This window comes from Rhodococcus sp. NPDC003383, assembly GCF_053589115.1.
Genome location: NZ_JBSFRG010000023.1, coordinates 87,213 through 99,552 on the forward strand (window position 1 = coordinate 87,213; position 12,340 = coordinate 99,552).

13 protein-coding genes and 1 tRNA gene are annotated in these 12,340 nt (G+C 68.5%); 10 read left to right on the forward strand and 4 right to left on the reverse strand.

Going from position 1 to position 12,340, the window contains the following annotated elements; all coding sequences use genetic code 11:
- Window positions 1-54: 54 nt before the first annotated feature.
- The 7 genes from ACWDTS_RS19725 (at window position 55) to mddA (ending at window position 6,861) form a co-directional block, all read left to right on the forward strand.
- Window positions 55-2,316, forward strand: a complete 2,262-nt coding sequence (locus tag ACWDTS_RS19725) for an ATP-dependent DNA ligase (protein WP_450118854.1) — start codon at window positions 55-57, stop codon at window positions 2,314-2,316.
- A gap of 65 nt (window positions 2,317-2,381) precedes the next feature.
- On the forward strand, window positions 2,382-3,074 hold the full coding sequence (locus ACWDTS_RS19730; RefSeq protein WP_450118855.1) for a LuxR C-terminal-related transcriptional regulator: 693 nt from the start codon (window positions 2,382-2,384) through the stop codon (window positions 3,072-3,074).
- 124 nt (window positions 3,075-3,198) lie between these two features.
- Window positions 3,199-3,465 (forward strand): LuxR C-terminal-related transcriptional regulator, encoded by a 267-nt coding sequence (locus ACWDTS_RS19735; protein WP_450109259.1) that lies wholly within the window; start codon window positions 3,199-3,201, stop codon window positions 3,463-3,465.
- Window positions 3,462-4,655: a sensor histidine kinase gene (locus ACWDTS_RS19740; protein ID WP_450118856.1), complete on the forward strand. Its 1,194-nt coding sequence runs from the start codon at window positions 3,462-3,464 to the stop codon at window positions 4,653-4,655. Before ACWDTS_RS19735 ends, ACWDTS_RS19740 begins: the two co-directional genes overlap by 4 nt.
- Window positions 4,652-5,680 (forward strand): hypothetical protein, encoded by a 1,029-nt coding sequence (locus ACWDTS_RS19745; RefSeq protein ID WP_450118857.1) that lies wholly within the window; start codon window positions 4,652-4,654, stop codon window positions 5,678-5,680. Before ACWDTS_RS19740 ends, ACWDTS_RS19745 begins: the two co-directional genes overlap by 4 nt.
- A complete protein-coding gene (locus tag ACWDTS_RS19750; protein WP_450109262.1) occupies window positions 5,677-6,006 on the forward strand; it encodes a YnfA family protein in 330 nt (109 codons plus the stop codon). The genes ACWDTS_RS19745 and ACWDTS_RS19750 overlap by 4 nt, the downstream gene beginning before the upstream one ends.
- A gap of 72 nt (window positions 6,007-6,078) precedes the next feature.
- Window positions 6,079-6,861 (forward strand): methanethiol S-methyltransferase, encoded by a 783-nt coding sequence (gene mddA / locus ACWDTS_RS19755; protein WP_248675780.1) that lies wholly within the window; start codon window positions 6,079-6,081, stop codon window positions 6,859-6,861.
- Between the two features lie 16 nt (window positions 6,862-6,877).
- Here the strand turns inward: mddA and ACWDTS_RS19760 are convergent, their stop codons facing one another.
- The 3 genes from ACWDTS_RS19760 to ACWDTS_RS19770 form a co-directional block, all read right to left on the reverse strand.
- Window positions 6,878-7,336, reverse strand: coding sequence for a hypothetical protein (locus ACWDTS_RS19760; protein WP_450118858.1), 459 nt, complete (start codon window positions 7,334-7,336; stop codon window positions 6,878-6,880).
- Between the two features lie 101 nt (window positions 7,337-7,437).
- Window positions 7,438-8,241 (reverse strand): amidohydrolase family protein, encoded by an 804-nt coding sequence (locus ACWDTS_RS19765; RefSeq protein WP_450118859.1) that lies wholly within the window; start codon window positions 8,239-8,241, stop codon window positions 7,438-7,440.
- Window positions 8,242-8,264: 23 nt separating this feature from the next.
- Window positions 8,265-8,337 (reverse strand) — tRNA-Arg (locus ACWDTS_RS19770).
- Window positions 8,338-8,596: 259 nt separating this feature from the next.
- On the opposite strand from ACWDTS_RS19770, the gene ACWDTS_RS19775 reads away from it, so the two are divergent.
- Entirely contained in the window at window positions 8,597-9,415 is an 819-nt protein-coding gene (locus tag ACWDTS_RS19775) for a M23 family metallopeptidase (protein WP_248675782.1), read from the forward strand.
- Between the two features lie 68 nt (window positions 9,416-9,483).
- Window positions 9,484-10,995, forward strand: a complete 1,512-nt coding sequence (locus tag ACWDTS_RS19780; protein WP_450118860.1) for a glutamate-cysteine ligase family protein — start codon at window positions 9,484-9,486, stop codon at window positions 10,993-10,995.
- Here the strand turns inward: ACWDTS_RS19780 and ACWDTS_RS19785 are convergent.
- The gene (locus ACWDTS_RS19785) at window positions 10,992-11,606 is read right to left on the reverse strand and encodes a TetR/AcrR family transcriptional regulator (protein ID WP_450109267.1); all 615 of its coding nucleotides are present in this window, start codon (window positions 11,604-11,606) and stop codon (window positions 10,992-10,994) included. The two genes, ACWDTS_RS19780 and ACWDTS_RS19785, sit on opposite strands and share 4 nt — an antisense overlap.
- Window positions 11,607-11,726: 120 nt before the next feature.
- Here ACWDTS_RS19785 and ACWDTS_RS19790 point away from each other — a divergent pair, with 120 nt between their 5' ends.
- A complete protein-coding gene (locus tag ACWDTS_RS19790; RefSeq protein WP_450109268.1) occupies window positions 11,727-12,224 on the forward strand; it encodes a hypothetical protein in 498 nt (165 codons plus the stop codon).
- Window positions 12,225-12,340 lie beyond the last annotated feature (116 nt).

Below are 12,340 nucleotides of genomic sequence, written 5' to 3' on the forward strand. Positions count from 1 at the left end.
CCTTCCCCGTCCCGATCCAGCAAGATCAACGCGAACGATTGGCACAATGAGGTGATGCCGACCCGCACGTTCGGGGACCGTCGCCTGAAGCTGACCAACCTCGACAAGGTGCTCTACCCCCGCACCGGTACCACCAAGGGTGAGGTGATCGACTACTACGTGGCGATCGCCGACGCGATGCTGCCCCACGTCGCCGGTCGTGCCGGCACCCGCAAGCGCTGGCCGAACGGCGTGGACGACCAGTCGTTCTTCGAGAAGAATCTGGCGGCGCACGCCCCCGGTTGGCTCGACCGCCGGACGCTGCACCACAAGCAGCGCACCGTCACCTATCCACTGTTCGATTCGGTGGCCTCCCTCGCGTGGCTCGGGCAGCAGGGTGCGCTGGAACTGCATGTCCCGCAGTGGCGTTTCGCCGGTAACACGCGAGGCGCCGCGACGCGCATCGTGTTCGACCTCGATCCCGGCCAGGGTGTCGGGCTGGCGGACTGTGCGCAGGTGGCGCGCCTCGTGCGCGACACGGTCGCCGAACTGGGATGGACGGCGTATCCGGTGACCAGCGGCAGCAAGGGAATTCACCTCTATGTCCCCTTGGATCGGCCGCTGCAGTCGGACGGGGCGTCGACCGTCGCGCGGACCGTCGCGACGAATCTCGAGAAGCTGCACCCCGACCTGGTGACCGCGACGATGGCGAAAGCCGCTCGGGGAGGCCGGGTCTTCGTCGACTGGAGCCAGAACAACGCCGCCAAGACGACGGTCGCGCCGTATTCGCTGCGCGGTCGCGACGAGCCCTGGGTCGCGGCGCCGCGCACCTGGGAGGAGCTCGAGGACCCCGATCTGTCGCAGCTGCGGTTCGACGAGGTGCTCGCCCGTGTCGAGGCCGACGGTGATCTGCTCGAGGGGCTGGATCCGCCGCTGCCCGGCCAGGATCGGGCGGACGCGCTGGCCGAGTACCGCGGCAAACGCGACGCGTCACGCACGCCCGAACCGGTGCCGGACACGGTCGCCGCCGGTGGCCCCGGCGACCGGTTCGTGATCCAGGAGCACAATGCCCGGCGGCTGCACTACGACCTGCGGCTCGAACGCGACGGCGTGCTGGCGTCGTGGGCGGTGCCGAAGAACCTGCCCGACGAAACCGGCCGCAACCACCTGGCGGTCCGCACCGAGGACCACCCGCTCGAATACCTCACGTTCCACGGCACCATCCCGAAGGGCGAGTACGGCGCCGGCACGATGACGGTGTGGGACACCGGCACCTATGTGGCGGAGAAGTGGCGGGACGACGAGGTCATCGTGCAGCTGCATGGCCGTCGCGTGCAGGGTCGCTACGCCCTGATCCGCACCGAAGGTACCCAGTGGCTCGCGCACCTGATGAAGGATCAGACGCCGTCGCCGTCCGGGCCGTTCCCCCGCGACCTCGCGCCGATGCTCGCGACCCTCGGCGACGTGAGCGGCCTCGACGAACGGGACTGGGCGTTCGAAGGTAAATGGGACGGCATCCGCGCCATCGTCGAGGTCCACGACGGCGGACTGCGCATCCGTTCCCGGTCGGGTCGTGACATCACCGCGGACTATCCGTCGCTCGGGGTTCTCGCGCAGATCCTCGACGGTCACGACGCGGTCCTCGACGGTGAGATCGTCACCTTCGACCCGCACGGTGTCTCGAGTTTTCCGCTGCTGCAGTCCGGTGGCCGGCCCACCTTCCTCGTGTTCGACATCCTCTATCTCGACGGAGTCTCCCTGCTCCGCAAGACGTACAGCGACCGCAGGCGGGTGCTCGAACTGCTGGGTGCGGCCGCGCCCGGACTGGAGGTGCCGGAGACGTTGCCGGGCGGCGGAACCGAGGCCCTCGAGGAGAGCCTCGACCGCGGTTGGGAAGGGGTGATCGCCAAGCGGCGCGACTCGGTGTATCTGCCGGGCAAGCGCGGCACCGCGTGGATCAAGGCGAAGAACTGGCTCACCCAGGAGGTCGTCGTCGGCGGATACCGGCCCGGTCAGGGCGCCCGGTCGGACACCTTCGGTGCGCTGCTGCTCGGGGTGTACGAGGGTGACGACCTCGTGTTCGTCGGGCGCGTCGGCTCCGGGTTCGACGACCGCACCCTCACCACGCTGACCGCGTCCCTCGACCGGTTGCGGCGGCGCACTTCGCCGTTCGTGGAGGCCATTCCCACCGCCGACGCGCGCGGCGCCGTGTGGGTGACCCCGCGACTGGTGGGGGAGGTGCGCTTCCAGTCGTGGACCGACGGCGGCCGGCTGCGGCACCCGATCTGGCGGGGGCTGCGCGAGGACATCGAGCCCGCCGACGTGCGTCGCGCCTGACGCCACGTGTCTCATTCCCCTGTTAACGTTCTCGAATCTGTGTCGGGTGTTCGGGAGGGGCGAAGTTGGCCGAGGATTCCGGGACGTCCGTCCGCGCAATCGGTGTTGTCGAGGACCACGAGTCGGTGGTGCTGGGTCTGGGCGCGATGCTCGCTGCCGAACCGGACCTGGAACTGGTGTGTGCCGCACCGACCGTGCAGGAGTTGCTCGCCCGCAATGTCCGTCTGGATCTCGCGATCCTCGATCTCCGGCTCGAGGACGGATCGTCACCGAAGAACAATGTCGAGCAGCTTCGGGCCGCGGGCATCGAGACGCTGATCTTCACCGGTGCGGAGAATCCGTACCTGGTGCGGTCCGCCGCGCGCGCGGGTGTTCTCGGGGTGGTGCGGAAATCCGCGCCGGCGGCCGTGGTGGTCGAGGCGATCCGGACGGCGGCGTCGGGTGGGCAGGTCGTGAGCACGGACTGGGCCGCGGCCATCGACGGGGACCCCGATCTGGGGGACGTCGGCCTGAGTCCCCGCCAGCTGGAGGTTCTCGAACTGTATGCGTCGGGGGAGAAGCTCGACCGGGTGGCACGGCTGACCGGACTCGCGCCGCAGACGGTCAACGACTACCTGCAGCGCATCCGGCAGAAGTACGCCGAGGCGGGCCGGCCCGCGCCGACGAAGACGGACCTGTACAAGCGCGCGGTCGAGGACGGATTGCTGCCGATTCCCGAACGTCCGCGGACGGCGAGTGAAGGTCCGGGCGTCTACTGAGCGGCATTTTGTAAGCAAAGGTAACGATGCCCCCGGTTTCTTGGGCAGAGGAATATCCGTCTCGGCACGCATGCGCAGTTTGCGTAATTTCGCAGCAGATCGCTCGACAACGGAGGACCTGCCCATGACCAGCATGCTCGAACGCCCTGTGGACCAGGAGAGTGTCAAGCCGACGCTGTCGGCACGGGAAGTGGAGATCCTGCGCGAATGGTTGATGAGCGACTCGAAATCGAAGGCGGCGGCACGGCTGTTCGTCGCTCCGACGACGGTGAGCACCCACATCGCCCGCATCCGGGACAAATACGCGCTGGTCGGCAGAGCGGCCCCGACGAAGGCCATGCTGCTCGCCCGGGCCTTGCAGGACGGATTGATCGACATCGACGAGCTGTGAGCCGGCGCGTCCGGTTCGACGAGGGTGGTTCCGCAGGCGACCGGTTCGTGCGGGTCTTCGTCCGCTTCGTGGTCCTCGGCTACCTGTTCTACCTGGTGCCCGTAATCGGCTACATGCCCACCGCCGCCGCCGTGACCGCCGGATGGTGGACGCCGCTCGCCGTGACCGCGATCGTCGGCTCCGCGCTGGCGATGGGCGCGGCGACGTTCCATCCGGACGTGCGCTGTCTCCGCCGCACCGCAGCAGCCAATGCGTGGCTGTTCGTTGCGGTGACCGTGCTGTGGTGGCCGGCCTGGAACGGTGGACACATCGCCGGCGACGACTACCTGTGGCTCACCCTCGTCCCCGGGCTGCCCGCGCTGTCCGCGGTCGCGGCATGGCGAAGCTGGCGACCGTTCGCGCATCTCGCCGTCGTCGAAGTGCTGGTGCACGCCACCGACCGGATCGTGCGTGACATTCCGGTCGGAGATCATGCGCTGCCGTCCTTCGCGTTCATCGCGACATATTCGATGATGTTCGTCGGGGCCGCCACCATCGGGCTCGCAGCCGGCCGGACCCTCGACGCGACGATCGCGACCACCCACGCCACCGCGTCCGCTGCCGCCGCGGCCGAGGCGAAGTCCGCGGAACGGACGCGGTTCGCCGCGCTCGTCCACGACCGGGTCATGTCGACGTTGCTGTCCGCGGGCCGCCAGGAGACGGACGAGCGAGTGGTCGGGCAGGCCCGGCGCGCGATCGCCGAACTCGACGATCTCCGCGTGAACTCCGGCGACGACCCGGGATCCGATGTCGGCGGCGTGGTGGCTCGGCTTCGTTCCGTCGCAACCGAAGTCGACGAGAATGTCGGGTTCGTGGTGAACATCGCTCCCGGCGCCGCGGGCACGCCGTACCCGCGCGACGTGGGCGCGGCCGTCGCGGCCGCGCTCGCCGAGGCGCTCCGCAACAGCGTCCGCCACGCGGGCGCGGCGGCGACGCGTGCGGTCACCGTCGACGCCGCTGCCGGAGCCCTCACCGTGACCGCGGCAGACGACGGTATCGGGTTCGATCCGGCCCGGGTCGGTGGCCGCCGACTCGGCATCGCCGTCTCCATCGGTGCGCGCATGCGGGCGCTCGACGGCGGTGACGCGACGGTCGAGTCGGCGCCCCGGCAGGGCACGATCGTCACAATCACCTGGCAGGAGCCGAGATGACCGGACCCGTCCCCGATATCCGTGATCTGCTCGGGATGCGCACCCCGGCCGCCTGGGCGCTGGTCGCCCTGTATGCCGTCACCTGCGTCCTCCTCGCCGTCGACGCTGCGCCCGACGCCGGGTCGATCTGGCCGCTGATACCTGCGGCGGGGGTGTGTATCGCCGCCGCGGTTGCGCTCGTGGCGGTCCCGGGCGACCCGATGCCGCTCGGGCCGTCGATCGCGCTGGCCTCGAGCGGCGTGGTGTCCTGCGGGTTCGTGCTGTTGGCCGGCCCGCTGCCGATGCCCGATCTCTCGCCGCTGTGGACGGTCGGTCTGTCGAAGATCATCTTTTCGTTCATGTGCGTGCGGGGGCGTGTCGCGCTCGCCTGGCTTGGCTATGTGCTGATGTTCGCGACCGCCATCGTCGGTGCCGGGGAGGCCGGGGAAGTCGGATTCGTCGTCGTGGCGATCAACGCTGCCCCCGTACTCATGGGCACCGTCTTCGCATACATGATCCGACCGGTCGTCCGATCGATCTACGAGTTACGGGAGCAGTCCACGCAGCGGATCGCGGCGGAGGCCGCGGCGTCGGCGATGATCGAGGAACGCGACGCGCAACTCGACAGGCTCGACGAACTCGCCCGGCCGCTTCTCGAGCGCATCGCGTCCGGATCGGAACTCGACGCTGCCGAACGCCTCGAATGCCTGGTGCTCGAAGCGCGGCTCCGCGACAGCGTGCGGGCGCCCATACTGCAGAACCCCGATCTCGTCGAGGAGGTTGCGGCCGCGCGCCGTCGCGGTGTGGACGTCGTGCTGCTCGACGACCACGGCATGGACGACGCCGAACCCACTGTCCGGGATCGGGTTCAGGCGGCCATCGCCGACGAGCTCGCCGCCGTGACGGACGGTTCCGTCACCGTCCGAGTGCTTCCTCCCGGCCGGGCGACGATGGTGTCCGTCCTGGTGAGCGGAGAATCGGTGCGACGCGCGGAGTTCGGGCCCGACGGCAACCGGCGGGACCGGACCGTAGGGTCTTCCGCGTGACCGTCACCAAATCGCTCGTCCTGTTCGCCCTCGCCGCCCTCTTCGAGATCGGCGGTGCCTGGCTGGTGTGGCAGGGCGTGCGGGAACATCGCGGCTGGATCTGGATCGGCGCCGGGGTCATCGCGCTCGGCGCCTACGGATTCGTCGCAACCCTGCAGCCCGACGCCAACTTCGGCCGGATCCTCGCGGCCTACGGCGGGGTGTTCGTCGCCGGTTCGCTGCTGTGGGGCGTGGTGATGGACGGGTTCCGCCCCGACCGATGGGACATCGCGGGAGCCCTGGTGTGCCTGGTCGGCGTCGGGCTGATCATGTACAGCCCACGCTGAAACGGTGGGGTGGCCGAATCCGCCACCCCGGGTGCCTATCCGGTGGGTGTGCCGGTCCACAGACTCGACCGCATGACAACTCACACCACCTCACGCCTGTCCCGCACCCTCATGACCGGATACGGCATGCTCGCCTACGGCGCGTTCCTCGTCGTATTCCTCTACGCCATCGGATGGGTCGAAGGACTCGTCGTACCCCGCACGATCGACGAGGGGCCCGCCGCACCCACCGCGGTCGCGGTGGTCATCGACCTCGCGTTGCTGTCGATCTTCGCGGTGCAGCATTCGGTGATGGCCCGGCCCTGGTTCAAACGCCGGTGGACCCGTATCGTTCCACCACCGATCGAACGGGCGACCTACGTCCTGTTCGCCAGCGCCGCACTGGCACTGGTGATGTGGCAGTGGCGTCCGATACCGCAGCAGGTATGGGACGTCGAGACGATGTGGCTGCGCGTCGTCCTCTACGCCGTCTCGCTCGGTGGGTTCGCACTGGTTCTGGCGTCGACATTCGCGATCGACCACTTCGACCTGTTCGGTGTCCGTCAGGTGATCCGCAATCAGCTCGAATTGCCCGCTGCCACCGCGGAATTCCTCACGCCGCGCCTGTACCGGATCGTGCGGCACCCGCTGTACGCAGGCTTCCTGATCGCGTTCTGGGTGGCGCCCACGATGTCCGTGGGAGGACTCATGTTCGCCGCGGTCACGACCGTCTACGTCCTCGTCGCCATACAGCTCGAGGAACACGACCTCATCGGCACCTTCGGGGACAGGTACCGCACCTACCGGACTCAGGTGCCGATGCTCGTGCCGGGCCGGCGCCGCGTGTCACCGGTGCGTGAACTCAGCCGTTCCTGAACTCGGGACTGCGAACTCAGGGAACGAAGACCATCCCGGTCGCAGGCGTCGAGTTGCAGACCGGTCCGCTGCCCAGGCTGACCGAACCGAACACGGTGGTCAACACGTTGCCCGAGCCGGTCTTCGCCACACCCGACAGGTTCGGGTAGGTACCGGTCAGGTCGGTGATTCCGGCCTGGCCGGTGTCGCGGTTCAGCCAGGCGACGGTGACCTGACCGGCGGCGGGCACCGGTCCCAGAGCGGGTGCGCTCGTGAACAGCACCTCGCCGGCGCCGATGGGCGGCGACGTTTCGGGTCCGGGCTGCGCGGTGATGGCCGAGAACGACGCGAGGCTGCCCTGGTTGAGGCAACCGATGGTGACGGCGGTCCCCAGTCCCTGAGGCGGGGCCGCTGCCGCGACGCCGGTGAAGAGTGCGGCCGCCGCAATCGGCGCCGCAACGGCAAGGATTCGACGGGTCATTCGCAGGGCGCTCATGCTGCTGCTTCCTCGAAAGGGGATGTCACGTCCGGGCGTCCACCACTGCGCTCCCCGAAGCGCACGCGGCGCGTCCCGCGTACCGTTTGACTCGATCGAGTTTATCGACCGGTTTCGGTCTCGGGGCTGTTTCGGTGATCTTGGCGCAGTCGATCGAGGCGATAGAACTCTCGTGCGTTGCCGGACAGGGCCGCCGCGCCGAGCTCGGTCCCGAGAGCATCGACGACGAGTTCGACGTCCTCGTCGCGGAACGGGCGGGGCGCTCGCGTCGACGGCAGATCCGTGCCGAACATCAGCGCCGACGGATTCGCCGCGGCGACGGCCCGCAGTGCGGACGGGACGTCGAAGTCGACCCGCCCGAACCCGGTGGCCTTGACCCGGACCCCACGCTCGGCGAGTTTCAGCAGGTGGGGGAGTCCTTCCGCGGAGAGCCCGAGATGATCGATGCTCACCGCGGGCAGCCGCTCGATCGTCGCCGCAAGTCCGGGCAGGTCCCGGGCATCGACATACAGTTCGGCGTGCCACCCGGCGACCTCGTGGACGCGGCGTGCGAGTGCGTCGAGGTCGGTGATCGACGCCGATCCGCCCCGTCGGACGTTGAACCGGACCGCGCGGACCCCGGCCGCATCGAGCCGGACGATCTCGTCGTCGGTCGCCGATGCCGGAAGCTGTGTCACTCCGACGAAGCCCGTGCCGAGGACCTGCAGCGCGTCGAGCAGGTAACTCTGGTCGAAACCCTGGAACGAGCCCGACACGACGGCGCCGCCGGTCACGCCTAGCGTGGCGACGCGCGTCCGATAGTCGGTGGCGGTGAACGCGGGCGGCAGGTAGCCGTCGTTCTCGATCAGCGGGAAGCGCGGATCGATGATGTGCAGGTGGGCGTCGAACACCGGGAAGTCGGACACACGGCAACGGTAGTGCGGTGAAGTGCCCCCGGCAGGATTCGAACCTGCGACACCGGCTTTAGGAGAGCCGTGCTCTATCCCCTGAGCTACGAGGGCGTGCACAGGAGACGGGCGGGCCGATTCGCTGCGCGGATGTGAGTGTAGCGGTCGGGCAGCAGGGGTTGTGACGCGGTCGATCCGTGCGCTCACACCGGGCGGGGAAGGGTTTCCGAAACCGACGCGTCGGTCCGATTCCCGATACTCGAGATAAAGGAAACGTAACGGTGGCGCATGGCGATATCGTTTTGTTACCTTGGTTCGGCCAGGAACGGCCGGAACCCTCCGGACGGAAGCGGACGAAGACGAGGTAGCAACTGTGGGACGGCACCAGCGCGGACGTGACGAGGTCGCGGCATTCGAGTTCGACCTGCCCGGCACCGCCGCTGAGCGAGGCCGTCACCGCGTGGAGCCCACCGGTCCCTCGGTTCCGGTGAAGGCCGCGACCGTCGCCGCCGCGACCGGCGCCTTCTTCGCCGTCGGTGCTCAGCTCACCGCGGGTACCGCCGCTGCCGCCCCGGCGCCGGCCCAGACCGGTTCGCTGCCGTTCGAGGTCCCCGAGGGCCTGCTGCCCGCCGGATTCGAGATTCCCGCGGTCCCGGGTGTCACCGCCCCCGTCGACGACCACGGCCACGTGCACGGTCCCGAACTTCCCGCCCCGCTCGCAGACCTCGTCGACCAGTTCGGTGACGCCGGGCAGTGGCTGAACGACCTGAACCCGATCAAGCCGACGACGGTGCAGCCGGTGTCGGGCACCCTGACCTCCGACTTCGGTCAGCGCTGGGGCTCGCACCACGGCGGCATCGACATCGCCGCCCCGATCGGCACCCCGATCAAGTCCGCCTCCGACGGCACGGTCCTCGACGCCGGCCCGGCCTCCGGCTACGGCCAGTGGGTGCGCGTGCTCAACGACGACGGCAGCACCGCCGTCTACGGCCACGTCGACACCTACCAGGTCGCCGCGGGCCAGCGCGTGAGCGCCGGCGACCAGATCGCCACCGTCGGCAACCGCGGCTGGTCCACCGGACCGCACCTCCATTTCGAGGTGTGGGATCAGGACGGCAACAAGACCGATCCCAATGCGTGGCTGAACACCCGCGGTGTCGTCGCCGACTGGAGCAGCTACCGCGCCGTGTAACCCGATCCGGGGATAGTATCCGGGGATAGGCCGGACGTTCGTCGGCTACCGGATCGAACGGGGACGTCATGGGCACCGAGATCAGGATGCGATCCTTCACGCGTGACGACCGACGTCAGTTCCGCCGCAAGGTACAAGCCTGCGTGTCGGTGCTCGATCGCATGTTGCGCGACGACGCTTTCATCGATGTGCACGAGCCGCCGGAACCGCAGCTCGGCATGGAGATCGAGTTCAATCTCGTGCGCGACGACATGGCGCCGGCGATGTCGAACCTCGAGGTCCTGGAGGCGATCGACGACGCGTCCGTGTTCCAGACCGAACTCGGGCAGTTCAACGTCGAGATGAACGTCGAACCCGGTCGGCTGACCGGCGACGCGACCGTCGAACTCGAAGAAAAGCTCCGGCAGTCGCTGCGGCGCGCCGACGAGCGAATGCACCGGCAGAACGCGCAACTCGTCATGGTCGGGATGTTGCCGACGCTCGAACTCCACCATCTCGGCCGCGAATGGATCACGGCGAACCCTCGCTACGAGGCGCTCAACGAACAGATCTTCGCGGCGCGCGGCGAGGACATCGAACTCGACCTCGACGGGGTGCCCCTGCCGGGCACCGACGTCGTCGAACAGCTACGGGCGGACACCAACTCGGTGGTGCCGGAGGCGGCGTGTACGTCGCTGCAGCTCCACCTGAGGGTCGCGCCGGAGGAGTTCGCCGCGCACTGGAACGCCGCGCAGTGCCTCGCGGGCGTGCAGGTCGCGTTGGCGGCGAATTCGCCTTTCCTGGCGGGGAAGGCGCTGTGGCACGAGAGCCGGATTCCGTTGTTCGCGCAGGCAACCGACACCCGCACGCTGGAACTCAAGAACCAGGGAGTGCGTCCGCGCGTGTGGTTCGGGGAACGGTGGATCGACTCGGTGATCGACCTGTTCCAGGAGAATTCCCGGTACTTTCCGGCGCTGTTGCCCGAGGTGTCCGAGGCCGACCCGGAGGCGGACCTGGCGGCGGGTCGTGTCCCGGAACTGCGTGAGCTGCAGATGCACAACGGCACCATCTACCGGTGGAACCGGCCGGTCTACGACATCGCGGACGGTCATCCGCACCTGCGCATCGAGAACCGCGTGTTGCCTGCGGGGCCCACGGTGCTCGACATGATGGCCAACGCCGCGTTCTACTACGGCGCGCTGCGGGCCCTCGTCGACGCCGAACTCCCGATCTGGCACCGAATGAGTTTCGATGCGGCACAAGGGAATCTGGGTATCGGCGCGAAATACGGACTGGATGCGCGGTTGTACTGGCCCGGTCTGGGCTGGGTCGGCGCGGACGAACTGGTGTTGCGTCGGCTGCTGCCGCTGGCGCACGCGGGACTCGAGGCGTTCGGGCTGTCGTCGCGGGCGCAGGACCGTTACCTCGGGATCATCGAACAGCGCAGTCTGAGCCGTCAGACGGGAGCGGCGTGGCAGCGTGCGCAGGTCGCCCGCCGGGAGGCCGCGGGGGCGGATCGCCGAACCGCGCTCACCGAGATGATGCGCGACTATGTGCGCAACATGGCCGGAGGCCGGCCCGTGCACGAGTGGGAAGCCTAGTGTGGCACCGGGTTCCGGCGCAGGCCCGAGAACATATGCAGGATAACCGTTTCCATTTCGCGTGACGTCGATTCGGTTTCCTCGGTGCCGGCCAGCGACTTCGCGGCGCCGCACAGGAGGTCGAAGAGCAGTCGTGTGGTGATCTCGATCGGCAGCGGCTTCAGTTCACCGGCGTTGTCCAGTTCGACGAGTAGTGCCTTGATCGTCGGGATCACGAACTCGTTGTCGAGTGCGCAGGTGCGTTCCTCGCCGAGGACCCCGACGACCTGCCGCAGCAGGGCGCGTGCGTCCCTGTCCTCGGCGTACACCTTCAGGTAGGCGCGCAGGGCCCGCTCCACCCGTTCCCACGGGTCCGTCACGTCGCCGATCGCGTTCACGACGGTCGCCAGGCCGTCGGCGAGCGAATCCCGGACCAGCTGCGCGAAGATCGTCTGCTTGTCCGAGAAGTGGTGGTAGACGGCGCCTTTGCTGACGTTCGCGAGCTTGGCGATGTCCTCGACCGAGGTGTTGGCGAACCCGCGGTCGACGAAGAGGGAGCGTGCCGCTTCCAGGACCGCGTCCCTGGTGAGGGCGGCGTACATCTCGCGGCGGCCGGACTTGACAACGTTCACAGTACGCGACGATACTCTCCGACCATAGGTATTTGACCGACTCGGAGTATGTGAACCGATGCGAGTTTGTGAACTCCGGCCGGCGCAGCACCCAGGAATGTTGTGCACGAGGAGGTCGTGATGAGCTGGGACGAGTACCACCGCAAAACCGCCGTCCTCGACGCCGTCCTGGACCGGGCGGCCGAGACGGGGCAGACCACGCTGCCGTACGTCGACGTGCCGGAGGCGTCGAGTGTGTTCGCGTCGGAGTCGGACCTGGTCTCGGCGCTCGAAGCGAAATGGGCCGTGCTCTACCGGGGATTTCTCGAGCAGGAGGCGTTCGCCGGGGAAAGCACCGGAGCGAGCCCTGCGGAGATCGCCCGATCCGCATGGGAGCGCGTCGACGACGCGGAGCCCGCGCTGCGCCGCCTGATCGACCACAACTCGCCCCACGGCGGTCCGACGCTGGCCCGCGCCGCCGAAGACGTGCCGATCGAGGCATCGGGTGGCGTCGGAGGGTCGTTGCGGCCGTGGAGTGCGAACGTCGGAGGAGTCGCGGGGCCCAGCGGGGTCGCAGCCGAGGTCGGAGCGCTGCTGATTCTGCTCATGTTCGCGTTCGTTCTGTGGTCGCTGTACTGAGTGCGGCTTCGCCGCCGGTGTGCCTTTGTGGCGCTTGAGCGGGTCGAACATGAACACCACACCGTCGGCCTGCGCGAAGAACCGCATGTGCTGGACATGGACGTTGTTCGGATTCT

Excerpts from the sequence above, each read along its gene's own strand:
- ACWDTS_RS19735 (WP_450109259.1), top strand. The coding sequence starts at position 3,199 with ATGACCAGCATGCTCGAACGCCCTGTGGACCAGGAGAGTGTCAAGCCG.
- ACWDTS_RS19780 (WP_450118860.1), top strand. The coding sequence starts at position 9,484 with ATGGGCACCGAGATCAGGATGCGATCCTTCACGCGTGACGACCGACGT.
- mddA (WP_248675780.1), top strand. The coding sequence starts at position 6,079 with ATGACAACTCACACCACCTCACGCCTGTCCCGCACCCTCATGACCGGA.
- ACWDTS_RS19725 (WP_450118854.1), top strand. The coding sequence starts at position 55 with ATGCCGACCCGCACGTTCGGGGACCGTCGCCTGAAGCTGACCAACCTC.
- ACWDTS_RS19790 (WP_450109268.1), top strand. The coding sequence starts at position 11,727 with ATGAGCTGGGACGAGTACCACCGCAAAACCGCCGTCCTCGACGCCGTC.
- ACWDTS_RS19745 (WP_450118857.1), top strand. The coding sequence starts at position 4,652 with ATGACCGGACCCGTCCCCGATATCCGTGATCTGCTCGGGATGCGCACC.
- ACWDTS_RS19760 (WP_450118858.1), bottom strand. The coding sequence starts at position 7,336 with ATGAGCGCCCTGCGAATGACCCGTCGAATCCTTGCCGTTGCGGCGCCG.